We start from the raw sequence: 25,541 nt of genomic DNA on the forward strand, positions 1-25,541 counted from the left end.
TGTCCCCGGTGGCGCTGGTCGACTGACCCGTCCCCCGGCCCACCCCCCGGGTTCCCTCCACTCAGGACAGCGACTCGCTGACGGAGGGTTACGCGTCGGTCGCCGCCCCGGTACGGTCCGAGAGGACCACGGTCACGGCAGGCGGCGGGCCCGCGCTCCGCACCCGGCCGGGCCACCCGGCACGCGAGGGGAGCCAGGGTGCGGATCAGAGCGGGACTGTGTGTCGCGGCGATGTTCGCGGCGGGGCTGGTGACAGCCACACCGGCGGCCGCCGCGCCGGGGGAGGGCGCCACCGTGGTGCCGATGCAGGTCACGGGTGACCCGGCGAAGCGGTTCAACCTGGTGCTGCTCGGCGACGGCTACACCGAGGCCGACCTGCCGACCTTCCGGTCACACGTGGAGCGGCACCTCAACACGCTGTGGACGATCGAGCCGTTCAAGTCCTACCGCAGCTACTTCAACGTGTACGCCGTCGAGATCGTCTCCGCGGAGTCCGGGGTGGACTGCGACCCGGGCCTGTCCGCGCCCCAGCGCGACACCGCGCTGGGCATGGGCTTCTGGGGCGGCTGCAACCCGGCGAGCGTGCAGCGGCTGCTGACGGTCGACGGCGCGGCGGCGAACGCGTACGCCGACCTGGCCACCGGGACCAACGCGGGCAACCGGCAGCTGATCGCCCTGGCCAACAGCGACACCTACGGTGGCGCGGGCGGCCGTAACGCCACCGCCTCCGGCGGCAACGCGCTCTCCGCGCTGATCAGCCCCCACGAACTCGGGCACTCCCTCGGGGAGCTTCAGGACGAGTACGACTACTACGGCCGTGGGGTGCCCGGCGACACGTACGACGGGCCGGAGCCCGACTCCGTGCACCACACGGTGCTGACCGAGCAGCAGATGCGCGACACCCGGGCCAAGTGGTGGCGCTGGCTGGGCGAGGCGAGCGAGTCCGGTGGCACGATCGGCCGCTACGAGGGCGGGCTGTACCTCCAGCGCGGCGTGTGGCGGCCCAGCCGGCACTCGATGATGAAGTCGCTGGGCTTCTACTTCGACCAGGTCGCCCGGGAGCAGATGACCGAGCGGATCGCCGCCCGGGTCGCCATCGTTCAGGGCGGCACGGCCACTGACCAGTCGGTCGGCGCGGACCGGGTGCTCTGGGTGGACACCCTGCACCCGGTGAGCCACGAGCTCTCCGTCACCTGGGCGGTCGACGGCAGGACGCTGGCACGTACCGGCAACGCCCGTCACCTGGATCTGCGGGCGCTGCGGCTCGCGCCCGGTCGGCACACGGTCACCGCCACGGTGACCGACCCGACGCCGTTCGTCCGCGACCCGGCGGTGCGCAGCTCGCCCGCGCTGACCCAGACCCGCGCCTGGACCGTGGACACCGGGGTGCGCACTCCGCCGGTGACTCAGCCGCTCGCGATCACCGGGTCCACGGCCACCGACCGGCCGGTCGGCGCGCGTGACGTGGTGTACGTGCAGACCACCCAGCCCACCAACCGCGTGCCGCAGGTGCGCTGGTCGCTCGACGGCCGGCCGCTGGCCGACGTCGGCAACGACCGGGCCCTGGACCTGGGCGCCCTTCGCCTGTCGCGCGGCGCCCACCGGCTGACCGCCCGGGTCAGCGACCGGGCGACCCGGGAGACGGTGAGCCGCACCTGGACGGTCGACGCGACGCGCCCCGACGTCGAGCACTCCCTGTCGGAGCCGCTGCTCACCCTGACCCGGCCCGGCCGGCCCACCGAGTACGTGTACAACGGCCCGTTCACCATGGGCCTGACCGGCACCGACGACGGCGCCGGGCAGGTCACCTCGGAGTTCCGGCTCGACGGCGACGGCTGGCACAACTACTACGGCTGGCCCACCGACGCCCGGTCGCCCTTCCTGTTCACCGCGACCGGCACGGACGTGGACGGCCTGGTCTACGGCAACCTCGGCTCGGGCGGCCTGTCGGTGTCCCCGTTCGCCGAACGCTCCCCCGGCTACGGGCGGCACACCATCGAGTACCGGGGCATCGACGCGGTCGGCAACATCGGTGCGGCCCGCGCCTTCGTGGCCACGCTGATCCCGCCGCCGCCGGCCTGCACGCGGGTGATCTCCGGCCGGTACGCCGGTCCGCTGGTGGTCGCCGCCGGTGTCACCTGCCTGCGCGACGCGACCGTGTCCGGAGCGGTGACCGTCCGGCCCGGCGCCACCCTGGTCGCCCAGCGGTCCTCGATCGCCGGGAACCTGGTGTCGACCGGCGCCACGGCCGTGGAGTTGTTGAACACCGGCGTACGGGGCGCGGTGACGCTGACCGGCACCACCGACCACGTCACCGCGGTGGGTGCACGGGTCACGGGTCCGCTGGTGCTGATCGGCGCCGCCGGCACGGTGGCGCCGATCCTCGCCGGCGGCGAGGTGGGCTCGCTGGTCTGTTCCGGACGCGGCCCGGCTCCGGTGGACCTCGGCGTGGCCACCACGGTCCGCGGGGCCACCTCGGGTCGGTGCGGGTCGACGCCGGCCGCCTGACGCCGCGAGCAGGCACCGCGACCGGTCATGGCCGTCAGGCGTGACCGCGCCGGTGGCGGGTAGGCAGCGGCCCGGCGGCACGTCGACACCCGCCGGGCAGGAGGCTGCGATGAGCACGTTCCGGGACGAGCAGAGTGATCCGGTTACCGAGGCGGACGCCCTTGAGCAACGGCAGGACGCGGTCGACATGGGGCCGCCGGACCGGATGTCGGGTGACGTGGACCCGGAGGCGTCCGAGGCCGACCTGGCTGAGCAGGGTTCCCTCCCGGCGGGCACGCTGGAGGACGCGTCGTCGCTTCCGGACGACGCCAATCCGGCGGACGCCCTTGAGCAGCGCCAGGAAATCCCCACCCGCGACGAGGGCCGCCGGACCTGACCGCGCCCGGCCGGCGTTCAGTCCAGTTGCCGCAGCCTGCGGTTCCACCAGCCCGGCCGCCGGCGGGCGATGTCGCGGAGCCGCCAGTGCTCGGCGTGCTGCGTGACGATGAGCAGCGGCACCAGGCCGAGCGCGAGCAGCGGCAGGTAGCGCGGCGCCGAACGGTTCTCCCGCAGCAGCGCGACCAGCGCCGCGGCGCCCGACACGTACAGGATCGGGTTGTAGTACCGCATCAGCTCCGGCCCCAGCCCCTCGCACTCCCGCAGCCACGGCAGGCCCAGCCCGGTGCGCCGGCGCGGCCAGCCGCGCAGGTGGGCGATCACCGCGGCCAGGCCGATGCCGTTGGCGACGGCGAAGATCGCATCGCTGGACGCCGGTCGGGTGCCGGCCGCCCGCCACAGCGTCCCGGTGCCCAGCGCCCACAGCCCGGCGGCGGGCGCCGGGCCCACGAGCGAGGCCACCGGCATGCCGACGCCGGCGCCCAGCTCGAAGAAGACGTGCGCCGCGAGGCCCGCCGTCGCGATCCTGGTCAGCGGCCGGCCGGTCACCCGATCCGGTCGCACCCGGCTCCCGGCCGTCCATCCGATCCGGTACGACCCCACGGCAGGACCCTTCCGCAGTACGGCACCTCGGCTCGTCGTCGGTCACGCGCGCCCGACCAGCCCGATCGCGGTACCCGCTCCGACCCGGCCTACACGCCACGGTTGGCGCCCGCCGGCCGGGTCAGCCGCCGACGACCTGCCAGAGCAGGAAGGCGTTGAGCGCGACGACCAGGACGGCCACCAGGGACGCGGCGGCGGTGGTGAGCGGGTGGTTGACCAGGTTGCCCATCAGGTCGCGGCGGCGGGTGAAGGCGACCACCGGGATCAGCGCGAACGGGATGCCGAAGCTGAGGATGACCTGGGACAGCACCAGGGCCTGGGTCGGGTCGAGGCCGATGGCGAGCACGGCCAGAGCGGGCAGCAGCGTGACCAGGCGGCGCAGCAGCAGCGGTACGCGCCGGCGCAGGAAGCCCTGCATGATCACCTCGCCGGCGTAGGTGCCGACGCTGGTGGACGCGAGCCCGGAGACCAGCAGGGCGATGGCGAAGCCGAACGCCGCGGCGGTGCCGATGGTCTGGCCGAGGCCGGCGTGCACCCCCTCCAGGCTGTCCGCGCCCGCCGGGCCGCCGCCGCGGAAGCTGGCCGCGGCGATGAGCAGCATGGCCAGGTTGACCGCGCCGGCCGCCGTCAGCGCGAGCAGCACGTCGGCACGCTGACCGCGAAAGAGCGTCCTGCGTTCGGTGTCGTCGGTGGCGGGGATGCGGTCGCGGGTCAGCGCGGAGTGCACGTAGATGACGTGCGGCATGACGGTGGCCCCGAGGATGCCGGCGGCCAGCAGCACGCTGTCGGTGCCCTGGAGCCGGGGCACCAGGCCGGCCACGGCGGAGCCCGGGTCGGAGCCGGCGGCGAGCAGGTTCGCCGCGAAGGCCAGCACGATGACGCCGAGCCCCACCGCGATGGCGACCTCGAAGGCGCGGAATCCACGCGAGCGCAGGGCGAGCACGGCGAACGCGGCGGCGCCGATGATGATCCCGCCGGGCAGCAGGGGAATGCCGAAGAGCAGGTACAGGGCGACCGCGCCGCCGATCACCTCGGCCAGGTCGGTGGCCATGGCGACCAGCTCGGCCTGCACCCACATGACCCGGTTCACCGGCCGTGGCAGGCGTTCCCGGCACAGCTCGGGCAGGCTGCGCCCGGTGGCCAGGCCCAGCTTGGCGGTCAGCGTCTGGACCAGCATGGCCATCAGGTTGGCCACCACCACGACCCAGACCAGCAGGTAGCCGTAGCGGGCGCCGGCGGCGGAGTTGGTGGCGAAGTTGCCCGGGTCGACGTAGGCGACGGCGGCCACGAACGCCGGGCCCAGCAGGATCAGCCGTCCGCGTACGCGGCCCCGGGCGCGGGCCACCTGCAGCGGTGTCGCCCTCGGCGTCGTCAGTTCGTTGGTGGCCACCGAACACCTCCCTCTCCACACGGATCGCGTGCCCGTTCCCTTCCCGGACGGCTGGCCCGTCCGGGCCAACGTGTGGCCCGGGCGTGCCACGGATCAGCCGACCCTCGACTCGCCGCGCCGTCCTTGACAGCGGCGAATCCCCCCGGGAAGCTGTCTATTAGTTCTACTGTCGTAGGACAACAGGGAGGATCGTCTCGAGTGATCGAGTTTGTGCTGGACAGCCGGTCGAAGGTGAACACCTACATGCAGCTCGTGCAGCAGGTGAAACAGGCGCTGCGGGTCGGCCTGCTGGTGCCGGGCGACCAGTTGCCGAAGGTCCGGGACGTCGCGCAGTCGCTGGCGATCAACCCGAACACGGTGCTGAAGGCGTACCGGGAGTTGGAGATCGAAGGTCTGGTCGGCGGCCGACCCGGGGTGGGCACGTTCGTCCAGCGCACCCTGGCCGGCGCGTCCCTGCCCAACCAGGCCGAGCTGCGCGAAGACCTCGTCGCGTGGCTGCACCGGGCGCAGTCCGCTGGCCTCACGGCCGAGGACGTCGTCGCCCTGGTGGAGACCACGCTGCGAGCCACCCTCGCCGACGACGCCCCTCAGAAGGAACTCGCGTGAGCGGAACGAGAGGACAGAGGATGGACATGGTCTTGGAGGCCGACCGGCTGGGCAAGCGGTACGGCAGCACCTGGGCGCTGCGGGACTGCTCGCTGCACCTGCCGGCCGGCCGCATCGCCGCACTGGTCGGGCCGAACGGGGCGGGCAAGAGCACGCTGCTGCACCTGGCCGTCGGGCTGCTCAAGCCCGACGCGGGCACGGTACGGGTGTTCGGCAGATCGCCGTACGGAGACACGGACGGCCTGGCCGACATCGGGTTCGTCGCTCAGGACACCCCGCTGTACCGGGACTTCACCGCCGCCGAGCTGGTCATCGCCGGCGGCAAGCTGAACCGCCGGTGGGACGCGCCGCTGGCCCGTACCCGGCTGGCGCAACTCGGCATACCGCCGGACCGGCCGGTCGGGAAACTCTCCGGCGGGCAACGCGCCCAGGTGGCGCTCGCCCTGGCGCTGGCCAAACAGCCCCGGCTGCTGCTGCTCGACGAGCCGGTCGCCAGCCTCGACCCCCTCGCCCGGCGGGAGTTCCTCCAGTCGCTGATGGGCAGCGTGGCCGACTCCGGCACCACCGTCCTGCTCTCGTCGCACCTGCTGGCCGACCTGGAACGGGTCTGCGACTACCTGATCGTGCTCAACGCCGCCCAGGTGCAGCTCGCCGGCACGGTCGACGACCTGGTGGCCGGGCACCGGCAGCTGATCGGCCCCCGGCACGACGGCGGCCCGATCGGGGGCGTCGCCGCCGTCGTCCGGGCCAGCCACACCGATCGACAGTCCACGCTGCTCGTCCGCACCGACGGTCCGGTCACCGATCCGGCCTGGACGGTACGGGACGTCGGCCTGGAGGACGTCGTCCTGGCCCACCTGGCCGGCGGCGACGCGCAGACCAGTCACAGCGAGTGGGGAGTCCCGGCATGATCTGGCTGACCTGGCGGCAACATCGAAAGCAGGCGTTCTTCACCCTGCTCGGGTTCGCGGCGCTCGCCGCCCTGATGGTGCCGATCGGCCTGTCGATGCGGCACAGCTTCGCCGACCTCGGGCTGGCGGACTGCGCACGCCAGCTCGCCGACACCAACGTGGCGGCGGCGACCCGGGACACCTGCGACGCGGGATTCCGCCGCTTCACCAACCGGTACGGCAGCCTGAACCTGGTGGCCGTGCTGTTGATCACCCTGCCGGTGCTGGTCGGCCTGTTCTGGGGCGCACCGCTGGTCGCCCGCGAGGTGGAGCACGGGACGCACCGGTTCGTCTGGACCCAGGGCGTCGGCCGCACCCGCTGGGCGCTGGTGAAGTTCGGGATGGTCGGCGCCGGCGTGGTGGTCCTCGCGGTCGGCTACGGGCTGGGCATCTCGTGGTGGGTCGACCCGTTGACCCAGGCCGCGCACGAGGGTCGGCTCGGCATGATCGTCTTCGACCTCCAGGGCATCGTCCCGATCGGGTACACCCTCTTCGCCGTGGCGCTGGGCATCTTCGCCGGCACGGTATGGAAGCGGATGCTGCCCGCCATGGCCATCACGTTGGCCGGCTTCATCGGCGTACGGGCGGCGGTGGAGGTCCTGGCCCGACCGCACTACCAGCCCGCCCGTACCCAGACCTTCCCGATCGAGGGGGACGGGCCTCCGGAGATGAGCCGTGGGGACTGGATCCTCACCCAGGGCGTCCGGAACCCCGACGGGACGATGATCGCGGAGGACACCCGGATCCAGTGCCCGCCGGGTGGAAAGGGGCCGGACGGTCGGGCCTGCGGGGCCGAGCTTGGCATCGAGCCGGGCGCGTACAACTGGCAGCTCTACCAGCCGGCGGACCGGTTCTGGCTGTTCCAGGGCATCGAGACCGGCATCTTCGTCGCCCTGGCCCTGCTCCTGCTCTACCTCGCCGTGCGCCGGGTCCGGCGGATCGCCTAGCCCGCGACGGGTGATCGCCGGGGCCACGGGGCCTGGCGATCACCCGTCAACGCAGGCCCTCGGCGGTCAGTTTCAGCCAGGCCGCGAGGTCGTGCAGCTCGTCGTGCACGGCCCGGGTCACCTCCGGTGTGCAGGGCACGTCCTCGTGGATGGCGTGCACCGTGAGCGTGCCGCGCCGGCGGTCCGCCGCGGCGTCGACCTTACCGACCAGCCGGTCACCGTGCAGGATCGGCAACGCGAAGTAGCCCCACCGTCGGCTGGCCTTCGGCTTGTACATCTCCAGCACGTACTCGTACTCGAACAGCTCCGCGAGGCGCACCCGGTCGTGCACCAGCCGGTCGAAGGGCGACAGCACCGCCGTACGCCCGGTGAAGGGCTGCCCGAGCGCCGCCGGGTCGACCCGCCAGACCCCCGGCACGCCCTCGACGACCGCCGGCTCACCGGCGGCGCCGACATCCGCCGGCTCGCCGGGGACGACCACCGCCCTTTCCCGGGCGATGCCCAGCGCCCGCAGCCGCCGCTCGTTGCGCATCCGGTGCGCCTGCTCCAACGGAACGACGGGTGTGCCGGGCGGGTAGACCCGCTCCGCCACGTCCCACAGTCGTTGCCGGCCCTGCCGGCCGGCGATCGCGACCTCGCCACGCAGGACCAGGAACTCCAGCATCTGGGTGACGTTGCGGTTGTTGGTCCACCCGGACGACGGCCAGGGCACCACGCAGGTGTCCGGGATGTCGCGTGAGAGCAGCGGCCCGGCGCGGCCGAGCAGATCGAGCACGGCGCGGCGGAACGGGTCGTTGGCGCGCAGCCACTCGCGCTGCCTCTCGTGAGCGGGCCAGGCCGCCATGGCGGCGAGGTAGAGCCCCAGGTCGTCCATCGGCCGCACCATCGCCTGATGCTCGAAGAGCGTCCGGTCGCGCTCCAGGGCCCGCTGCAACTCGGCGGGCTGGTACGACGAGCCGAGCCGGCTCCAGGCGACCAGGTCCGCGCTCGGCGCGACGGCGGCCGTCGGATCGATCTGCAACAGCGTCAGCTGACGCACCACGGTCAGCAGGTCGGTCGGCCGAGGGGCGGCGAGCAGTTGCGCCCGCACGGCGATCCGCCGCGCCTGCGCCCGGTCGAGCTGGTGCACCACCACGTCACCGAGCCTAACGGCGACCCCCGACGGTGGGCCGACCGGCGAAGTCGGATTCCGGCCCGTCGCCAACGCGACTGAACGTGCCCGTCCGATCACGATCAGTGCTCCGATGTGGACCGCAGGGCCCGCGTCCCGCGGGCCGCAGGGATGGGAGCGCAAGCGTGAAGTCCAAAATCCTTCGTCGGGTCGCCGCGTCGGCCGTGGCGCTCGCCTGCGCCATGCTGGGCGCGGTGGCCCTGCCGGCCGCGCCGGCGATCGCCAGCCCGATCCGCAACGCGACCGCCTGGTCGGTGCTGCTGTGCAAGTTCAGCGACAAGCCGGCCGAGCCGAAAGCACCGTCGTTCTTCGCCAACTTCCTCACCGCCGCCGGGACCGGCACGGGTGGCGTGGCGGACTACCTGGCCGACCAGTCCGGCGGGCGGGTCTCGCTGGCCGGCTCGATGGTCCGGGGCTGGCACACGATGCCGTACACGTTGGCGCAGTTCCAGTCGATCGACCGCTGGACCCGGATCCAGCGCTGCGTGGACACCGCGGCGGCCGCCGGCTACGCGGTGCCCGCCGGCAACCGGATCGCGGTCATGCTCAACGACTGGGTGGATTCCGGGGCGGCCGGCGGCCGGGTGCTGCTCGACCCGGGCGCCTGGAACGTCGGCTTCGCCGCGCACGAGATGCTGCACGGCTACAACCTGGGCCACTCGTTCTCCAACGACACCACCTACCAGAACGCGCCGTGGTCCCAGCCCGGCGAGTACGACGACCCGTGGGACGAGATGAGCGCGATGCACATCTACGCCTTCGGCACCGCGAACTACGGCACCAGCGCGGTCGGGCTCAACGGGCCGCACCGCGACGAGCTGGGCTGGTTGCCGAAGAACCGGGTGTTCACCATGGCCGCCGACGGGGTGGGCTCGCGTACCCTCACCCTGGCGCCGCTGGAGGTGCCCGCGGCGGGCGGCCCGCAGCTGGTCCGGATCCCGTTCGACCCGGGCGACCCGTTCCACTACTACACCGTCGAGTTCCGCCGGAAGACCGGCTGGAGCGCCGGCATCCCCGGCGACACGGTGCTGCTGCACGAGGTCCGCAACGGCACTCCCACCCTGCTGCGCACCGGGCCCGGCGGCGGGCCGGCCCAGTCGCTCAACGCCAACGGTGTGCAGATCGGCGTGAACTGGGTGTCCGGCAACGCCGCGTCGGTGACCGTGACCACCGACGTGGTCAACCGTTGCGTCCAGGGGTACGTCTGGCGCGAGGCCCGCCCCGGCGACCTGGTCTGCGTCACCGGCGCCACCCGCAGCCAGGTGTGGGCGGACAACGCCGCCGCGCCGAGCCGCTGGGTGAACGGTCCGTACGGTCCGCACACCTGCGTCGGCGGCTACGTGTGGCGCGAGGCGTACGCCGGGGACGACGTCTGCGTCACCGGCGCCCAGCGCACCCAGGCCGCCGCGGACAACGCCGCCGCCGCGTCCCGCCGCAACCCCGCCCGGCTGGTGTCCGGCCCGAACACCTGCGTCAGCGGGTACGTCTGGCGCGACGCCGACCAGTCCGACTACGTCTGCGTGACCGGCACGACCCGTTCCCAGGTGCTCGCGGACAACGCGGTCGCCGCGAGCCGCTGGGTCAACGGCCCGTACGGTCCGCACACCTGCGTCGCCGGCTACGTGTGGCGCGAGGCGTTCCTCGGCGACGACGTCTGCGTCACCGGCGCCCAGCGCAGTCAGGCCGCGGCGGACAACGCCGCCGGCCCCGGCCGGGTGCTGCGGCCCGGAGGTTGACCGCCGGCGTCCCGATCGGGCGGGCCCGCCTCGCCCGATCGGGTGCCCGGCGCCGCGGGTGCGGTCAGGTCGGGTCGTCGGCGCCCAGCTGGCCCGCCACGCCGACGTTCAGCGGGTCGGCCAGCAACTTGTCGAAGGCCAGTTCGGCGGCGCCGATCAGGACGGCGTCACGGCCGAGCGCCGCCGCCTCCAGCCGCAGGTGCTCGCGGGAGACGGGCAGCGGCATGGCGTCCAGGCGGCGGCGAACCGTGTCCGCGCCGGCGGTGAAGATGTCGCGCAGCGAGCCGCCGAAGACCACGGCGTCCGGGTTGACCACGTTGACCAGGTTGGCCACCCCGAAGCCGAGCCAGTCGGCGACCTGGTCGACCGCTTCCCGGGCGGTCCGGTCGCCGTCCGCCGCGGCGCGCAGCACCTCGGCCACCGCCGCACGGTCGCCGGGGTCCCGACCGGCATGCCGCAGCAGCGCCGCCTCACCGATCTCGGTCTCCCAACAGCCGCGCGAGCCGCAGCCGCAGGGCAGCCCGTTCGGGTTGACCACCATGTGACCGACCTTGCCGCTGTGGCCCCGGTGCCCGATGACCAGCCGGCCACCGAGGATGATGCCGGCACTGATGCCGAGGTCGCCATGCAGGTAGATGAGGTCGTCGATACCCGCCGCCACGCCGCGGATGTGCTCGGCCAGGCCGGCGATGTCGGCCAGGTCGCCGGCCACGAAACCCGGGCCGGCGGTGAACTCGGCCTCGAGCGCGAGGCCGAGGCTCTCGTCGACGCCGGCGATCCGGATGCTGCCGTCCGCCGCGCAGGTGGTGTCGGTGACCGCGACCGCGCCGCCCACGAGCAGCGCGTCGGTCGCCACGGTGCGTTCCATGTCGCGGACGAGGTCGGCCAGCGGCGCGACGGCGTCGACCGCCGACATGCCGCTGGGGCGGGCGACCTCACGCAGATCGAGGATGCGTCCACCGAGGCCGACCCGGGCGGCGCGCAGTCGGTCCGCGTCGATGCTCAGCGCGTGCGCGTAGACACGGTCGGAGCGGGGGCTGACGACCAGCGAGGGGCGGCCGGCGCGGCGGGCGGTGGTCGGCGCCTCCTCAGTGACCAGGCCGCTGGCGACCAGGTCGGCCGCGAGAGCGCCGATGGTGCTGCGGTTGAGGCCGAGCCGGCTGGTCAACTCGGCCCGGGACGTCGGCCCGTGCAGGTGGACGTAGCGCAGGACGGCGCCGAGGTTCTGCCGTCGGATCTCCTCCTGGCTGGCGCCGGGGAGCGAGGGCAGTGGGGATTCGGGATTACGGCCGACGCCGGATGGCCTGGCCCGGACTGGTGACGCCACGGTCAGACCTCCTTCCGGGTCGGTGCCGGCTGGTGCGGGGGTGCCAGGACGACGATGGGTCCCGGAAGAGGAGATCCGGGACCCATCGGCGTTGCTGCCTACCGTGTGGTGCTTACTTGGTGAGCGGCGCGAGCTTCGGGTCGTTGGCGTACGCCTCAGCCGCGTTCGCCTTGGTGACGGCGACCGGCGGGAGCAGGTACGTGTCGACGACCTTGCTGCCGTTGTTGTAGGACTTGGTGTCGTTCACCTGCGGCTTGTCGCCGGCCTGGAGAGCCTTGACCATGTTGATGGTCTCCTTCACCAGGTTGCGGGTGTCCTTGTTGATCGTCATGTACTGCTCACCCTTGACGATCGACTTGACCGACTCGACCTCGGAGTCCTGACCGGTGACGACCGGGGTCGGCTTGCCAGCACCCTTGACCGAGGTCAGGATGGCGCGGGCCAGCGTGTCGTTCGGGGAGAGGACGCCGTCCAGCTCCTTGCTGCCGTAGGTCGAGGTCAGCAGCTGGTCCATGCGGGCCTGCGCACCCTCGGCCTTCCAGCCCTGGATGGCGGTCTGCTTGACGTCCTTCTGACCCGAGGCGACGACCACGTTGCCCTTGTCGATCTCCGGCTTGAGCACGCTCATCGCGCCGTCGAAGAAGACACCGGCGTTGTTGTCGTCCGGCGAGCCGGAGAACAGCTCGATGTTGTACGGGCCGTTCGGCTTCTTGGCCTTCATGCCGTCCAGCAGGGCCTGGCCCTGGAGCTGGCCGACCTTGAAGTTGTCGAACGCGACGTAGTAGTCGAGGTCCGGCGTGTTGGTGATGAGCCGGTCGTACGCGATGACCTTCGCGCCGGCCGCGTGGGCCGCCGCGACCTGGGTCGCCAGCTGCGCGGCGTCGGTCGCGCCGATGACGATGACCTTGGCGCCCTTGGTGGTCATGGCGGTGATCTGGGCCTGCTGGTCGGCGACCGTGGTCGACGCGCCGGCGTACTGCACGTCAGCCTGGAAACCGGCCTCCTTGAGACCGTTGGTGAACAGGTCACCGGCGAGGACCCAGTTCTCCGAGGTCTTGGCCGGGAGGGCCACGCCGATCAGGGAGTTGGCCGGGAAGCCCTTGGCGGCCTCGCCGCCGGAGCCGCTGTCGCCGTCGCGGCCGGAACCGCAGCCGGCGAGAGCCAGCATGGCGGCGGCGCTGATGGCAACCACCGACGTGCCGAAGAATTTACGCATGGGAGGACTTGCCTTTCTGATAATTGAGACGGGTGGAGAGGTCGGTGGCCGTCAGCCGGACACCGCAGCCTTGGCGGGCTCGCGCTCCGCGTCCGGCGGTGAGGGGGGCGAGGCGGAGTCGTCGCGGCGGAACGGCCGCATCAGGCTCCCGATGATGGAGAACCGCCCCTGGCTCTTGTTGTAGACGTCGATCGCGACTGCCAGCAGCAGGACCAGGCCCTTGATGATCTGGACCTTGTCGGTGCCCACGCCCTGCAACTGGAGGCCGTTGTTGAGCACGGCCATGACGAGACCACCGACGATCGAGCCGCTGATGGTGCCGATGCCGCCGGCGACGGCCGCGCCGCCGATGAAGACCGCGGCGATGGCGTCCAGCTCCCAGCCGTTACCGTCCTGCGGGCCGGAAGCCTGCGAACGGGCCACGAAGATCATGCCGGCCAGCGCGGCCAGGACGGACATGTTCATCATGACGAAGAAGTTGACCCGCTTGAGCTTCACACCGGACAGCTCGGCCGCCCGGGAGTTGCCGCCCACCGCGTAGATGTGCCGGCCGCCGGCCGTGTTGCGGGTGTAGAAGGAGTACGCGATGACCAGCGCCACCAGGATGATGCCCGAGATCGGGAAGCTGGTGCCCACGCGACCGCTGGCGAAGCGCAGCGCCGCGAAGGCGATGACCCCGACCATGACGGCCATCCGCAGGATCGAGATCCACATCGGCGCGGGGTCGGCGTCCATCGCGCGACGGGTCTTGCGCAGCTGGAGTTCCCGCCACACGATGGCCACCGCCGCGGCCAGGCCGAGCAGCAGCGTGGCGTTGTTGTAGCCGGTGTTCGGGCCGAACTCGGGCAGGAAGCCCGAGCCGATCTCCCGGAACCCCTCCGGCACCGGAATGCTCTGCGCGTTGCCGATGAACTGGTTGCCACCGCGGAAGAGCAGCATGCCGGCCAGGGTGACGATGAACGCCGGCACCCCGATGTACGCCACCCAGAAGCCCTGCCAGGCGCCGATCACCGCGCCGATGGCGAGGCCGAACACGATGGCAGCGGGCCAGGGAAGATCCCACTCGGTCATCGACTTGGCGACCAGGATGCCGGTGAATGCCGCGACCGAGCCGACCGAGAGGTCGATGTGCCCGGCGACGATCACCATGAGCATGCCGATGGCCAGGATCAGGATGTACGAGTTCTGCTGGAACAGCGCGATCAGGTTGTCCGACCGCAGCGTCAGCCCGTTGGTCCAGATCTGGAAGATCAAGACGATCGCCACCAGGGTGAAGATCATCCCGAACTGGCGGGCGTTGGAGGTCGTGCCTCCAAACAGGTTCTTCTGAAGGTCCTTGATACGGCTCATCGGGTGGCCAACTTCTTCGTCGAGGTCATCTGCTTCATGAGGGTCTCCGGGTCCGCGTCCGCCCGAGCGATCTCGCCCGTGATGGCGCCTTCGAACACGGTGTAGATGCGGTCGCAGAGCCCGATCAGCTCAGGCAGCTCCGAGGAGATGACGACGACGCCCTTCCCCTGGTCGGCGAGCCGCTGGATGATTCCGTAGATCTCGTACTTGGCGCCCACGTCGATGCCGCGCGTGGGCTCGTCGAGGATCAGCAGGTCCGGGTCGGTGAACATCCACTTCGCCAGGACGACCTTCTGCTGGTTGCCGCCGGAGAGCTTCGAGACGCCCTCGTCGACCGTCGGGGCCTTGGTCCGCAACTCCTTGCGGTACGCCTCGGCCGCCTGGTACTCCTCGACCTCGCTCAGGACGCCGCGGTGCGAAATCTTGGACAGCTTGGCGGCCACCGTCGACGACTTGATGTCGTCGAGCAGGTTGAGGCCGAGCGCCTTACGGTCCTCGCTGACGTACGCGAGCCCGTTGTCGATCGCGTCCGCGACCGACTTCAGCACGATCTCCTTGCCGTCCTTGATGATCGTGCCCGACTCGTACACCCCGTAGGAGCGACCGAAGACGCTCATCGCCAGCTCGGTGCGACCGGCGCCCATCAGCCCGGCGAAGCCGACGATCTCGCCGCGGCGCACCACGAAGCTCTCGTTCTTGCAGACCTGGCGGTCGGCGGAGATCGGGTGTCGGACGTTCCAGTTGCGAACCTCGAAGAAGACCTCGCCGATCTTCGGCGTGTGGTCCGGGAACCGGCTGCTCAGCTCGCGGCCGACCATGCCCCGCACGATCCGGTCCTCGTCGACGCCGTCCGCCTTGACGTTCAGCGTCTCCACGGTCCGGCCGTCCCGGAGGATGGTGATCTGGTCCGCGATCGCCTCGATCTCGTTCAGCTTGTGCGAGATCATGATCGACGTGATGCCGCGCGAGCGGAAGCCGCGCAGCAGGTCGAGCAGGTGCCGCGAGTCGGCCTCGTTCAGGGCGGCCGTCGGCTCGTCCAGGATGAGCAGCTTCACGTCCTTGGCGAACGCCTTGGCGATCTCCACGAGCTGCTGCTTGCCGACACCGATGTCCTTGATCAGGGTGTCCGGGTCTTCCTGGAGACCGACCCGGGCCATCAGGTCCAGCGCCATCCGGTTCGCGGCAGTCCAGTCGATCGCGCCCCGCTTGCGCGGCTCGTTGCCGAGGAAGATGTTCTCGGTGATCGACATGCCGGGGATGAGCGCGAGCTCCTGGTGGATGATCACGATACCGGCGCTCTCGCTGGCGCGGATGTCGGAGAACCGGGTCTCCGCGCCCTGGTAGATGATCTGACCGTCGTACGTGCCATACGGGTAGACCCCGCTGAGGACCTTCATCAGCGTGGACTTGCCCGCGCCGTTCTCGCCGCAGATGGCATGGATCTCGCCGGCGCGAACCACCAGGTTGACGTCGGAGAGGGCCTTGACTCCGGGGAACTCCTTGGTGATGGAACGCATCTCAAGGAGGATGGGCACGTCGCTCATCGCTCGTACCACCTCGCCAACGTCATCGGTTGCCTCCGGAAGGTTGAACCTTCACTTGGTTTTGTTGTTGACGGCAACGTATTGCGGTGGAAGGGTCATCCGCAAGGCGAGGGACTGTTGAAAATGTAACAATCCGGCAATATCGACGTCGCGCAGTGTTCACGAGTCACAGCAGCCGCCGCCGACCCACCCGCAACCCCGCTGCCGCGCGCCGGACATCGTCCGACCAGCGACCTGGCCATGATCGAGCCCGACCACTGCCCTCGGCGCCCTCAGCAGGCACGATCCGATTCCGAGGGCTCGCGGGGCACCGCAACGGGGCGCTCGCCGCATCGAACGATCTTGACCGAACCGCCTCTCCGACGCCCCGCCCAGCAGCGCTGCGGCGGATCCGCGACGGCGATGTGATCAACGCCTCTGGCGGACACCACGATCGACCCCGGCGGCCCGGTAGACGACAGTTCCGGGGGTCCCGGACGTACCTCCGTGTCCGTTAGAATCCGGACCGTGACCGCCCGGCCCGATGCGCACGATAGATCACGCGAATCCCGAACGCCGTACGTCGCCGGCCTCCTGGCCCTGGCGGTGCTGACGGTCGTCATCTTCGCCGGCGCGGGTCGGCTGCCGTCGGCCGCACAGACCGTCCTCGGCTTCAGCGTCATCTTCTTCGTCGGCGCCCTGGTGTGGTTGAGGTCCGCCGTGCGCCGGCGTGACGGGGCCGAGCCGGCACAGGCGGCTGCGGCCACTCTCAACGCCTACGGCGTGGCGCTGGTCATCGCCCTGGTCGCCTACTACCTTCTGCGTGGCCAGGAGTGGGCCTGGCTGGTCGGGCTGCTGCCCGCGGCAGTCTGCGTGACGAACGCCTGGCGGATGACCCGCGACTGACCTCGCTCAGTCGGGCAACGTGATCGGGTTGATGATGTCGGCCACCAGCGTCAGCAGGGTGAACCCCGCGAAGATCAGGATCACCGCGTACGTCAGCGGCATGAGCTTGAGGTAGTCGACCCGACCCGGGTCCGGCCGCCCCAGCCGGGCGTAGAGCAGCGACCGGGCCCGCTCGAACCACGCGATCGCGATGTGCCCGCCGTCCACCGGCAGCAGCGGCAGCAGGTTGAACACCCCGATGAAGAAGTTCAAGGCGGCCAGCAGCAGCAGGAACGTGGGCCACTCCCCCCGATCGGACAGCTCACCGCCGATCCGGCTGGCACCCACCACGCTGATCGGTGTCTCCGGGTCCCGTTCCCCGCCGGTCACGGCCGCCCAGAGCGCGGGGATCTTCTCCGGCACACGCTGCAACGAGTGCAGGGTGTTGGAGAACATCAGGCCGGTCTGGTCGGCCGCCCGACCCACCGCCGCGACCGGGCCGGCGGTGCTGGTCGGGACGATCGGGGTGATCCCGAGGACACCCACCTGCTCCAGGTCGGCCGGTGTGATGTCCTCGATGGTCCGGGTCGGATCGCGGACCACGTCGAGCCGGACCCGTTCGGCCAGCGGCAGGGTGACCGCCGCCGTCCGGGACTGCCCGTCCCGGACGAAGGCCACCTCGACCTGCCGGCCGCCGGCCGCCCGGACCGCCGCCGACATGGTGTCCCAGCCGTGCAACGGCCGGCCGTCGATCGCGGTGATCACGTCCCCGCGCCGCAGCCCGAGCTGAGCCGCCGCGCTCGGCGGGTCCGCCCCGGGCCGGCACTCCCGCTCGCGCTTCGTGGCCGGGTCGACGCTCCACGTCGCCTGCACACACGGCGCGATGGACCCGACCCGGACCGGCTCGGACTGCAACTTCGCGGCGTCCTGCAGGGGAACGAACGCGAAGAGCCCCCAGAGGATCAGCGCGCCGAGAGCGAAGTGCGTCATCGAACCGGCGGACATCACGATGGTGCGTTTCCACACCGGATACCGCCACATCGCCCGCGCGTCGTCCGCCGGGTCGACATCGTCGTCCTGCTGGGTCATGCCGACGATCTTGACGAAGGCGCCGGCCGGGATGGCCTTGACGCCGTACTCCGTCTCCCGCCGCCGGAACGACCACAGCGTCGGGCCGAAGCCGATGAAGAACCGGGTCACCTTCATGCCGAACATCCGGGCGGTGCCCATGTGCCCCGCCTCGTGCAGGGCGACGGAGATCAGGATGCCGATGGCGAAGAGCACCACGCCCAGCACGTACGTCATGTCCCGGTGCCCGCTTCCTGTCGCTCCGCGCTGTCGCGCCGGCCCGGGCGTCGGTCAGGGCCGGCGGGCCGGTGCGGATGGCTCTGCGGCCATCCTAGGGACTCGTCGGCGTGGATGTGGTCCGTCGACGCGACGCGCGCCGAGCTGGCCCCGGGGGCACCGCTACCCTCGGGCCCATGGGAGATCCGTTCCGGGTACGCATCACCGTTCGTGGCTACGAGCTGGACACCCAGGGCCACCTGAACCAGGCCGTCTACCTCCAGTACGGCGAGCACGCCCGGTGGGAGTGCCTGCGCGCGGCCGGCATCGCGCAGGACCGGCTGCTCGCCGCCGGCGTGGGTCCGGTCGCCATGGAGGTGACCGTGAAGTACCTGCGGGAGCTGCGCGGCGGCGACGAGGTGGATGTCTCCTGCCAGTTCCGCTGGGGCGAGGGCCGGGCCTTCCACATCGACCAGGACTACACCCTCCCGGATGGGACCCCGGTGGCGCGGCTGACCGGAGTGGGCGGGCTGCTGGACCTGTCCGCCCGGCGCCTGGTGCCCGACCCGCGTGGACGGTTCCGGGAGCTGGCCACCGACCCGGCGCCACTCAACCTCTGACGGGCGGCCGGCGTGGGCCGGCGCTCACGGGTGCAGCACCGCCTTGATCACCCCGTTCTCCCGGCGGTCGAAGCTGCGGTACAGCTCGGGCGCATCGGCGAGGCTGCCGTGGTGCGTGACGATCACGCTGGGCCGGGCCCGTCCGGAGACGACGAGGTCGCGCAGCAGCACGGTGTAGCGGCGGTCGTGGGTACGGCCGAACCGGACCGAGACGCCCTTGCTGAACAGCGTTCCCCACGGTGCGACCAGCTCCTCACTGGCACTCGCGCCGGGGCGCGGTTGCAGATCCTTCTCCGGGAACACGCCGGCGACCGCGATCACTCCGGTCGGGTTGACCAGCCGGGCCGCGTCCGCGATGACCTGGTCCGGGCGCTCCTGGTCGGGGCGCTCGCGGTCCCGGGCCTGGAACCCGACCGCGTCCACGACCTTGTCGATCCCGCCCAGCATCTCCTCGCCCAGCGGGAGCCCCGCCCGGGCCCTCTCCGCGCGGATCTGCTCCACGGGGTCGCCCCGGCGAAAGTCGACCGGCACCGCCCCGATCTCCCCCGCCTTGTCGAGTCGGGCGTCCACGCCGTCCACGCAGTACACGACCCGGGCTCCGCGGATCAGCGCCGAGTAGGCGCTGAGCAGGCCGATGGTGCCGGCCCCGAACACGGCCACCGTGTCGCCGGACTCCACCTCGGCGAGGGTCGCGGCGGCGTGCCACCCGGTGACGAACGCGTCGGCGAGCAGCACGAAGTCGTCCTCGTATCCGTCACCCGGCTCCCCGGGCACGGGTACGCAGTTCGCGTCGGCCCACGGCACCCGCAGCAGGTCGGCCTGGGCGCCCCGGTAGGGGCCCATCCCCGCGTAGCCGTACGCGGCGCCCGGCCCCTCGGCACGGACGCGCAGGCAGGCCGCCGACAGCCCCCGGGCGCACATCACACAGGTTCCGCAGAACAGGTGCGTGGGGATCACCACGCGGGTGCCGGGGCGGATCCACTCCACGGCGCTGCCCACCTGCTCGACCACGCCCAGCGGTTCGTGGCCGAACACCAGGCCGGGTTCGGCTCCGGTCCGCCCGTCGTACATGTGCAGATCCGTGCCGCACATGGCGGTGGAGGTGATGCGCACGAGCGCGTCGGTCCGGGCCTCCAGCGTCGCGTCCGGCACCTCCCGCACCGCCACGGTACGGACGTCCGCGTAGACGACGGCCCTCATCCCGACTCCCCCTCCGGCGGCGGACGACCGTTCTTCCCGCAGCCGCGGCGTTCATGCGACCGGGCAGGTGGCACGAGCACCGCGCCGGGGTCGTCGGCGTGCCGACGTCCCCGGCGCGGAAGGCCGGTGCGGGCGGCGCTACTCGGGTACGCCACCGTTCTGCTGCTGCCGGAACTGGTCGACCGGCAGGCCACCGCGACCCCAGTTCTCGGTCTCGACCTCGTCGATCACCACGAAGGTCGACGTCAACGGCTTGTTCAGGACGTCGCGCAGCAGCTCGCTCACACCCTTGATGAGGGCGGCCTTCTCCTCGGCGGTCGCCGCGGACGTGCCCGGCGTGCTGCCCTCGCGAGTGATCTGGATGGTGACGATCGGCATTGTCTGCTCCTCTTGCGGGATGGGGTCGGGCGTTCAGTGACCGGCGTTCTGGCCGCCGTCGACGTGCAGGATCTCGCCGGTGACGAAGGGTGCGGACTCGAGGTAGACGACGGCGTCGACCACGTCGCTGGTCTCGCCCATCCGGCCGACCGGGTGCAGGCCGGCGAGCGTCTGGTGCGTCTCGACCGGGTGCATCGGGGTCTTGATGATGCCGGGCGCGACGGCGTTGACCCGGACTCCGCGAGCCGCGTACTCGATGGCCAGGGACTTGGTGGCGGAGCTGAGGCCACCCTTGGTCAGCGAGGCGAGCGCGGACGGGACGTGCGAGTTGGGCTGGTCGACGAAGCTGGTCGTGATGGTGACGACGTGCCCGGCGCCGGTGGCCAGCAGGTGCGGCAGGACACGCCGGGTGAGGTGGAAGAACCCGGCGAGGTTGACCCCGGTGACCAGGTCGAACTCCTCGTCGGTGTAGTCGGTGAACGGCTTGGCGACGAAGACGCCGGCGTTGTTCACCAGGGTGTCGATACGCCCGAAACGGTCCAGGGCGGCACGGACCACCCGCTCTGCCGTGTCCGGGTCGGCGATGTCGCCGCGAACGGTGACGACCTGCGGGTCGTCGGCGGGGCCGATCGAGCGCGAGGTCGCCACGACGCCGTATCCGAGTTTGCGGTAGGCCTCTACGAGGTCGGCGCCGATGCCCTGTGACGCACCGGTGATCACAACGACCTTCTGCCCCTGGCTGGTCTTCATGAGAACCACTTTCTGAACTGGTTGGAGGAGGCCGGACCGGTTCGGCTCGGCGAGATGACCACTAGACGACTGGTCGACTAAAAGCTAGCCGACCGGTCGGGTATCGTCAAAGCATGGGACGGACCAGTGACGCGCGAAACAAGATCCTCGACGCCGCCGCGGTGCTGATCGAGCAGCGCGGCTACTCCGCCCTGGGCGTGGCGGAGATCTGCGCGACGGCGGGCGTGCCCAAGGGCAGCTTCTACTACTTCTTCGAGTCCAAGCAGGCTCTCGCCCGCACCGTCATCGACGAGCACTGGGCGAACCAGCGCCGCCAGTGGGAGCAGCTGCTCGGCAGCGGGCGCGACCCGCTGCGACGGCTACGGGACCTGTTCGAGGCCACCGAGGAGGTCCAGCGCACCGGCCAGCAGAAGGCCGGCGTGGTCGCCGGCTGCCTGTTCGGCAACCTCGCCCTCGAACTCAGCAACCAGGCCGAGGAGATCCGCCGCCGACTCCAGGAGATCTTCGAGGCCCAGATCGACCTCATCGAGCAGGTGATCGTCGAGGCGAAGGCGACCGGACTCGCCGGCCCGTCGGTCGGCACCCGGGAGGCCGCCCGGTCCATCGTGGCCCAGATCGAGGGTCGGGTCCTGCTCGCGAAGCTGCTCAACGACCCGACCCAGCTGGAGACACTGTGGCGCAACTGCCTGGACCTCCTCCAGGTGCCGGCGGAGGCGCGAACCACGACCGGCTGAGTGGTCTCCGACGGTGGCGCGGGCACCCGGACGTAGCATCGGCGATGCACGATGTTGAGGCGGCCCACTCCCGACCGGATCGAGCACACCCCACATGACCACAGAGCAGACGACGTCTCCCCCGCGCACGGGCGTCGGCATCCGGGCCAGCGGCCTGGGCCAGAGCGTCCGGAAGGGACGCCGGATCCTCGACGACATCTCGTTGGCCATCCAGCCCGGCGAGGTGGTCGCCGTCATCGGCGCCAGCGGCGCCGGCAAGACCACCCTGCTGGAGACGCTCGCCGGGGTACGGCGACCGGCGGCCGGCACCGTGTCGTACGACGGCGCCACGGGTGGGGGCGCGGTCGGCTACGTCCCGCAGGACGACATCATCCACCGCGAGCTGCCCCTGGAACGCACGCTGCGGTACGCGGCCCGGCTGCGCCTGCCCCCGCCCAGCGGCCCGGTCGAGGTGGCCGAGCGGGTCGCCGAGGTGCTCGCCGGGCTACGGCTGACCGAACGGGGCGACGTTCCGGTGGGCCGGCTCAGCGGCGGTGAGCGCAAGCGCGCCAGCATCGCCGTCGAGCTGCTCACCCGGCCGGGTGTGTTCTTCCTGGACGAGCCCACCTCCGGGTTGGATCCGGCGATCGCCGTGGACCTGCTCCGGGTGCTGCGCACGCTCGCCGACGCGGGGACCACGGTGGTGCTCACCACCCACCAGATCACCGACGTGGAGCACTGCGACCGGGTCGTGGTGCTGACCCGCCACGGCCGGTTGGCGTTCGCCGGCACGCCGGCTGACGCCCGGGAGTTCTTCGGCCTACGGTCCCTCGCCGAGGTGCACCTGCGGCTCGACGAGGAGACGGACCCGGCAGCGCTGCCCGACCGCTTCGCCGCGCACCGCGACGCCGACCCGCCGCCGGGCCGTCCGGTCGAGCCGGCTGCCACGGGACACCGGCGGGTCGGCCGGCTGCGCCAGTTGGGCGTCCTCGCCGCCCGCAACGCGGAGATCGTCGCCCGTAACCGGCTCACCCTGGCGATCCTGCTCGGCTCGCCGCTGATGGTGCTCGGCATGTTCGCGCTGCTGTTCCGGCCCGGGGCGTTCGACCCGGCACGACCGAGCCCGACCGTGACCGTGATGATCCTGTTCTGGATCGCGTTCGGGGGCTTCTTCTTCGGGCTGACCTACGGCCTGCTCCAGATCTGCACCGAGCTGCCGATCCTGCGCCGGGAGCGGTTCGCGGGTGTCCGGCTTGCGCCGTACCTGGCGGCGAAGGTGGCGGTGCTGCTTCCGCTGCTGGCCCTGGTGGACCTCGCCCTGCTCGGGGTGCTGCGCGGCATCGATCGGCTGCCGCCGGTCGACGGCGCCGGCTTCGCCGCCCTGTACGCGACGCTGCTGCTCTCCTCGGCGGCCGCGCTCACCCTCGGCCTGCTGTGCTCCGCGGCCGTCTCCGACGCCGCCCAGGCGACGCTCATGCTGCCGATGCTCTGCTTCCCGCAGGTGCTGTTCGTCGGCGCGATCCTGCCGGTGCCGGCCATGGCGGCCGGCGGCCAGTGGCTCAGCTACGCGATGTCGAACCGGTGGGCTTTCGAGGGACTGGGGCACACGGCCGGGGTGGAGCGACTCTGGCGGGACGGCGCGTCCCCGCTCGGTCCGCCGCTGCTGGCGACGTACGGCGACAGCTTCTCCCGGCCGGTGTGGGTGAACTGGCTGGTGCTCGGCGGTTTCGTGCTGCTCTTCCTCGGCGCGACCTGGGTGGTGCTGGTCCGGCGGGAGTCCCGCCGTGCCTCCTGAGTCGGCACCCCGCGCCGCCGCCGGCACGTCGGCGGCGGCTCTGCCCGGGTACGCCGGCACCGCCCGGATCGACGAGCTGCGCGCCACCGAGTACCGGCACCTCGACCGGCTCGGCCACGTCTACCTGGACTACGCCGGCGCCGGGGTGGCCGCACAGGCTCAGGTGCGAGCCCACCACGACCGGCTGCTGGCCGGTCTCTACAGCAATCCGCACTCGGAGAACCCGACCTCGGAAGCGGCCGGTTCGCTGGTGGAGTCGGCCCGGCGCGCGGTGCTGGACTTCTTCCGGGCGGATCCGGCGGAGTACGCCGTCGTCTTCACCCCGAACGCCAGCGGCGCGTGCCGGCTGGTCGGCGAGGCGTACGACTTCGCCCGGGCCGCACCGTTCGTGCTGACCTGGGACAACCACAACTCGGTCAACGGCATCCGCGAGTACGCCCGGGCCGCCGGCGCGCCGACGCGCTACGTGCCGCTGGCCGGTCCGGAGCTGCGGGTCGCCCAGACGGACCTGGTCGACGTGCTGGACGCCAACCGTGGCGGACGGTGGGGCCGTTCCGGCGGTCGGGGCCTGTTCGCGTACCCGGCGCAGAGCAACTTCTCCGGCGTGCAGCACCCGCTGAGCTGGGTGGAGCTCGCCCATCGGCACGGGTACGACGTGCTGCTCGACGCCGCCGCGTACGCCCCGACGAACCGGTTGGATCTCGGCGTCGTCCAGCCCGAGTTCGTGTGCCTGAGCTGGTACAAGCTCTTCGGCTACCCCACCGGCGTCGGCGCGCTGCTGGCCCGCCGCGACGCGCTGGCCCGGCTGCGCCGGCCGTGGTTCGCCGGCGGCACCATCCGGGCGGTCAGCGTGCAGGGCGACTGGCACCGGTCGATGGACGACGAGTCGGCGTTCGAGGACGGCACACTCAACTTCCTGAGCATCCCGGACGTGGAGTTCGGGCTGCACTGGCTCGACGCGATCGGCGTGGACCTCGTGCACACCCGGGTCGGTCTGCTGACCGGGTGGCTCCTGGACCGGCTGACCGCGTTGCGGCACCGTACCGGCCGGCCACTGGTCCAGGTGTACGGCCCGGCGTCGGGCGAGGGCCGGGGCGGCACGGTGACGTTCAACCTTCGCCACCCGGACGGCTCGCTGGTCGACGAGCGGCTCGTCGCGCGGGAGGCCGCGGCCGCCGGCTTTTCCCTGCGTACCGGCTGTTTCTGCAACCCGGGGGCGGGTGAGGGCGCGTTCGGGATCAGCCGGGGCTCCCTGCGCCGACGGCTGCTCGCGCGGGTCGACACCATCGACCAGTACCTCGGGGCACTGCGACTGCCGACCGGTGGCGCGGTGCGCGTGTCGTTCGGTCTGGCGTCGAACGCGACCGACGCGGAACGCTTCCTGGCCTTCGTCGAGGCGACCTATCTGGACCGTGTGGCCAGCAGCGCGTCACCGTTGCCACCCCGGCTGCGCTGCTGAGCACGATCCTGCGTGCCGCCCGCCGGTGCGCTAGCTGATCTGCGCCACCCGGGCGGGGCGGCGCTTCGTCTCCTCCATGAAGGGGAACCGGGCGGTGAGCTCGGCGAGCGTCAGCCCGGCGCGCCAGGCGGCGGCCAACTGGGCGACCTGGACGAGATCCATGGCGTCGCCTCGCGCCTGAACCTCGTCCGAGACCCGAAGGTCGATCATGAAGTATCGGGCCTGGGAGCCCAGCCCGACGCAGACCACGCCCTGGCCGGAGTGCAGCTCGGCGCAGGTGAACCGGGCGCGCCCCTGCTCGGGAGCGGTGACCCGGCCGAGGTCGAGGTCGTAACGGGCAGCGATCTCGATCAGCGCGGGGGCCAGACCACCACGCTCGACCAGGTCCGGGTAGAGGCGCACACCCAGCGCCGTCGACACGTCGCTCATGACTGACTCCCACTTCCTCGTGACAGAGACCAGCAGCGCGCAGGTTACGGGGATGTTTCCGGCGAGCCTCGTCATCCTGTCCCCCATGGACGCCCTACGGCAATAGGAAGGATTGATTCGGCCCCGATCGGAGGAATGTGCGGTCCAACCCGCATGCCACCCGCCGGCATCAGGTGGTAACGGACTGTCGCCGCATTGGCAACACTCTTGACAAAAAGAGCACCATATCGACATGCTTCGCTATAGAGAGCGCTCTCTTAGGCCCTCCGGTGCACAGCCTCCGCCACCGACCCAGCTGAGGAGCCCCCCGTGTTCAAAGCCCGTCC

At 71.6% G+C, this 25,541-nt stretch carries 23 protein-coding genes; 11 read left to right on the top strand and 12 right to left on the bottom strand.

The features are described from left to right. Nucleotides 1–198 precede the first annotated feature (198 nt). Both EAD89_RS15635 and EAD89_RS15640 read left to right on the top strand, forming a co-directional pair. On the top strand, nt 199–2,508 hold the full coding sequence (locus tag EAD89_RS15635) for a M64 family metallopeptidase (RefSeq protein ID WP_199733521.1): 2,310 nt from the start codon (nt 199–201) through the stop codon (nt 2,506–2,508). Nucleotides 2,509–2,617: 109 nt separating this feature from the next. Then, nucleotides 2,618–2,884, top strand: coding sequence for a hypothetical protein (locus tag EAD89_RS15640; protein ID WP_121676232.1), 267 nt, complete (start codon nt 2,618–2,620; stop codon nt 2,882–2,884). Between the two features lie 17 nt (nt 2,885–2,901). Here EAD89_RS15640 and EAD89_RS15645 read toward each other — a convergent pair whose 3' ends face one another. Then, nucleotides 2,902–3,447 (bottom strand): hypothetical protein, encoded by a 546-nt coding sequence (locus EAD89_RS15645; RefSeq protein WP_147458808.1) that lies wholly within the window; start codon nt 3,445–3,447, stop codon nt 2,902–2,904. Nucleotides 3,448–3,607: 160 nt separating this feature from the next. Continuing rightward, the gene (locus EAD89_RS15650; RefSeq protein WP_199733522.1) at nt 3,608–4,876 is read right to left on the bottom strand and encodes an Nramp family divalent metal transporter; all 1,269 of its coding nucleotides are present in this window, start codon (nt 4,874–4,876) and stop codon (nt 3,608–3,610) included. 198 nt (nt 4,877–5,074) lie between these two features. On the opposite strand from EAD89_RS15650, the gene EAD89_RS15655 reads away from it, so the two are divergent. From EAD89_RS15655 to EAD89_RS15665, 3 genes are read left to right on the top strand one after another with little or no spacing between them, the layout of a single operon-like run. After that, nucleotides 5,075–5,482 (top strand): GntR family transcriptional regulator, encoded by a 408-nt coding sequence (locus tag EAD89_RS15655; RefSeq protein ID WP_121676234.1) that lies wholly within the window; start codon nt 5,075–5,077, stop codon nt 5,480–5,482. A gap of 20 nt (nt 5,483–5,502) precedes the next feature. Beyond that, nucleotides 5,503–6,393 (top strand): ABC transporter ATP-binding protein, encoded by an 891-nt coding sequence (locus tag EAD89_RS15660; protein ID WP_121676235.1) that lies wholly within the window; start codon nt 5,503–5,505, stop codon nt 6,391–6,393. Further along, the gene (locus EAD89_RS15665; protein ID WP_121676236.1) at nt 6,390–7,379 is read left to right on the top strand and encodes a transporter; all 990 of its coding nucleotides are present in this window, start codon (nt 6,390–6,392) and stop codon (nt 7,377–7,379) included. Before EAD89_RS15660 ends, EAD89_RS15665 begins: the two co-directional genes overlap by 4 nt. Nucleotides 7,380–7,425: 46 nt before the next feature. Here EAD89_RS15665 and EAD89_RS15670 read toward each other — a convergent pair whose 3' ends face one another. Continuing rightward, on the bottom strand, nt 7,426–8,514 hold the full coding sequence (locus EAD89_RS15670; RefSeq protein WP_121676237.1) for a crosslink repair DNA glycosylase YcaQ family protein: 1,089 nt from the start codon (nt 8,512–8,514) through the stop codon (nt 7,426–7,428). 161 nt (nt 8,515–8,675) lie between these two features. Between EAD89_RS15670 and EAD89_RS15675 the strand changes: the two genes are divergently transcribed. Beyond that, the gene (locus EAD89_RS15675; protein ID WP_147458809.1) at nt 8,676–10,286 is read left to right on the top strand and encodes a hypothetical protein; all 1,611 of its coding nucleotides are present in this window, start codon (nt 8,676–8,678) and stop codon (nt 10,284–10,286) included. 64 nt (nt 10,287–10,350) lie between these two features. Here EAD89_RS15675 and EAD89_RS15680 read toward each other — a convergent pair whose 3' ends face one another. The 4 genes from EAD89_RS15680 to mmsA all read right to left on the bottom strand — a co-directional run bounded on the left by EAD89_RS15680 (nt 10,351) and on the right by mmsA (nt 15,723). Then, nucleotides 10,351–11,556: an ROK family transcriptional regulator gene (locus tag EAD89_RS15680; RefSeq protein WP_121676251.1), complete on the bottom strand. Its 1,206-nt coding sequence runs from the start codon at nt 11,554–11,556 to the stop codon at nt 10,351–10,353. Nucleotides 11,557–11,725: 169 nt separating this feature from the next. After that, the gene (locus EAD89_RS15685; protein WP_121676239.1) at nt 11,726–12,829 is read right to left on the bottom strand and encodes a sugar-binding protein; all 1,104 of its coding nucleotides are present in this window, start codon (nt 12,827–12,829) and stop codon (nt 11,726–11,728) included. A gap of 51 nt (nt 12,830–12,880) precedes the next feature. Continuing rightward, nucleotides 12,881–14,179 carry a multiple monosaccharide ABC transporter permease gene (gene mmsB, locus EAD89_RS15690; protein WP_121676240.1) on the bottom strand — a complete coding sequence of 433 codons (1,299 nt, stop codon included), beginning with the start codon at nt 14,177–14,179 and terminating at the stop codon, nt 12,881–12,883. After that, nucleotides 14,176–15,723, bottom strand: a complete 1,548-nt coding sequence (mmsA, locus tag EAD89_RS15695; protein ID WP_121676241.1) for a multiple monosaccharide ABC transporter ATP-binding protein — start codon at nt 15,721–15,723, stop codon at nt 14,176–14,178. Before mmsA ends, mmsB begins: the two co-directional genes overlap by 4 nt. Before the next feature lie 507 nt (nt 15,724–16,230). On the opposite strand from mmsA, the gene EAD89_RS15700 reads away from it, so the two are divergent. After that, the gene (locus EAD89_RS15700) at nt 16,231–16,608 is read left to right on the top strand and encodes a hypothetical protein (RefSeq protein WP_147458810.1); all 378 of its coding nucleotides are present in this window, start codon (nt 16,231–16,233) and stop codon (nt 16,606–16,608) included. A 6-nt stretch (nt 16,609–16,614) separates the two neighbouring features. On the opposite strand, the gene EAD89_RS15705 is transcribed toward EAD89_RS15700, so the two are convergent. Then, entirely contained in the window at nt 16,615–17,892 is a 1,278-nt protein-coding gene (locus EAD89_RS15705; RefSeq protein ID WP_121676243.1) for an RIP metalloprotease, read from the bottom strand. 176 nt (nt 17,893–18,068) lie between these two features. On the opposite strand from EAD89_RS15705, the gene EAD89_RS15710 reads away from it, so the two are divergent. Further along, on the top strand, nt 18,069–18,491 hold the full coding sequence (locus EAD89_RS15710; RefSeq protein ID WP_121676244.1) for a thioesterase family protein: 423 nt from the start codon (nt 18,069–18,071) through the stop codon (nt 18,489–18,491). Between the two features lie 24 nt (nt 18,492–18,515). Here EAD89_RS15710 and EAD89_RS15715 read toward each other — a convergent pair whose 3' ends face one another. The 3 genes from EAD89_RS15715 to EAD89_RS15725 all read right to left on the bottom strand — a co-directional run bounded on the left by EAD89_RS15715 (nt 18,516) and on the right by EAD89_RS15725 (nt 20,819). Then, a complete protein-coding gene (locus tag EAD89_RS15715; RefSeq protein WP_121676245.1) occupies nt 18,516–19,691 on the bottom strand; it encodes a glutathione-independent formaldehyde dehydrogenase in 1,176 nt (391 codons plus the stop codon). Between the two features lie 138 nt (nt 19,692–19,829). Further along, nucleotides 19,830–20,069 carry a 4-oxalocrotonate tautomerase family protein gene (locus EAD89_RS15720; RefSeq protein ID WP_121654137.1) on the bottom strand — a complete coding sequence of 80 codons (240 nt, stop codon included), beginning with the start codon at nt 20,067–20,069 and terminating at the stop codon, nt 19,830–19,832. A 33-nt stretch (nt 20,070–20,102) separates the two neighbouring features. After that, nucleotides 20,103–20,819 (bottom strand): SDR family NAD(P)-dependent oxidoreductase, encoded by a 717-nt coding sequence (locus EAD89_RS15725; protein WP_121676246.1) that lies wholly within the window; start codon nt 20,817–20,819, stop codon nt 20,103–20,105. A 113-nt stretch (nt 20,820–20,932) separates the two neighbouring features. On the opposite strand from EAD89_RS15725, the gene EAD89_RS15730 reads away from it, so the two are divergent. The 3 genes from EAD89_RS15730 (at nt 20,933) to EAD89_RS15740 (ending at nt 24,786) form a co-directional block, all read left to right on the top strand. Further along, nucleotides 20,933–21,553 carry a TetR/AcrR family transcriptional regulator gene (locus EAD89_RS15730; protein ID WP_121676247.1) on the top strand — a complete coding sequence of 207 codons (621 nt, stop codon included), beginning with the start codon at nt 20,933–20,935 and terminating at the stop codon, nt 21,551–21,553. Between the two features lie 94 nt (nt 21,554–21,647). Continuing rightward, a complete protein-coding gene (locus EAD89_RS15735) occupies nt 21,648–23,327 on the top strand; it encodes an ATP-binding cassette domain-containing protein (RefSeq protein ID WP_121676248.1) in 1,680 nt (559 codons plus the stop codon). Continuing rightward, a complete protein-coding gene (locus EAD89_RS15740; protein WP_121676249.1) occupies nt 23,317–24,786 on the top strand; it encodes an aminotransferase class V-fold PLP-dependent enzyme in 1,470 nt (489 codons plus the stop codon). The genes EAD89_RS15735 and EAD89_RS15740 overlap by 11 nt, the downstream gene beginning before the upstream one ends. Before the next feature lie 30 nt (nt 24,787–24,816). Here the strand turns inward: EAD89_RS15740 and EAD89_RS15745 are convergent, their stop codons facing one another. Continuing rightward, entirely contained in the window at nt 24,817–25,215 is a 399-nt protein-coding gene (locus EAD89_RS15745) for a hypothetical protein (RefSeq protein WP_121654142.1), read from the bottom strand. Between the last annotated feature and the right edge of the window lie 326 nt (nt 25,216–25,541).

This window comes from Micromonospora sp. BL4, from assembly GCF_003667505.1.
GTDB lineage: Bacteria > Actinomycetota > Actinomycetes > Mycobacteriales > Micromonosporaceae > Micromonospora.

Coding starts and splice junctions, on each gene's coding strand:
- EAD89_RS15685 (WP_121676239.1), bottom strand. CDS start 12,829: ATGCGTAAATTCTTCGGCACGTCGGTGGTTGCCATCAGCGCCGCCGCC.
- EAD89_RS15660 (WP_121676235.1), top strand. CDS start 5,503: ATGGACATGGTCTTGGAGGCCGACCGGCTGGGCAAGCGGTACGGCAGC.
- EAD89_RS15735 (WP_121676248.1), top strand. CDS start 21,648: ATGACCACAGAGCAGACGACGTCTCCCCCGCGCACGGGCGTCGGCATC.
- EAD89_RS15705 (WP_121676243.1), bottom strand. CDS start 17,892: ATGACGTACGTGCTGGGCGTGGTGCTCTTCGCCATCGGCATCCTGATC.
- EAD89_RS15730 (WP_121676247.1), top strand. CDS start 20,933: ATGGGACGGACCAGTGACGCGCGAAACAAGATCCTCGACGCCGCCGCG.
- mmsA (WP_121676241.1), bottom strand. CDS start 15,723: ATGAGCGACGTGCCCATCCTCCTTGAGATGCGTTCCATCACCAAGGAG.
- EAD89_RS15665 (WP_121676236.1), top strand. CDS start 6,390: ATGATCTGGCTGACCTGGCGGCAACATCGAAAGCAGGCGTTCTTCACC.
- mmsB (WP_121676240.1), bottom strand. CDS start 14,179: ATGAGCCGTATCAAGGACCTTCAGAAGAACCTGTTTGGAGGCACGACC.
- EAD89_RS15745 (WP_121654142.1), bottom strand. CDS start 25,215: ATGAGCGACGTGTCGACGGCGCTGGGTGTGCGCCTCTACCCGGACCTG.
- EAD89_RS15640 (WP_121676232.1), top strand. CDS start 2,618: ATGAGCACGTTCCGGGACGAGCAGAGTGATCCGGTTACCGAGGCGGAC.
- EAD89_RS15710 (WP_121676244.1), top strand. CDS start 18,069: ATGGGAGATCCGTTCCGGGTACGCATCACCGTTCGTGGCTACGAGCTG.
- EAD89_RS15720 (WP_121654137.1), bottom strand. CDS start 20,069: ATGCCGATCGTCACCATCCAGATCACTCGCGAGGGCAGCACGCCGGGC.
- EAD89_RS15725 (WP_121676246.1), bottom strand. CDS start 20,819: ATGAAGACCAGCCAGGGGCAGAAGGTCGTTGTGATCACCGGTGCGTCA.
- EAD89_RS15715 (WP_121676245.1), bottom strand. CDS start 19,691: ATGAGGGCCGTCGTCTACGCGGACGTCCGTACCGTGGCGGTGCGGGAG.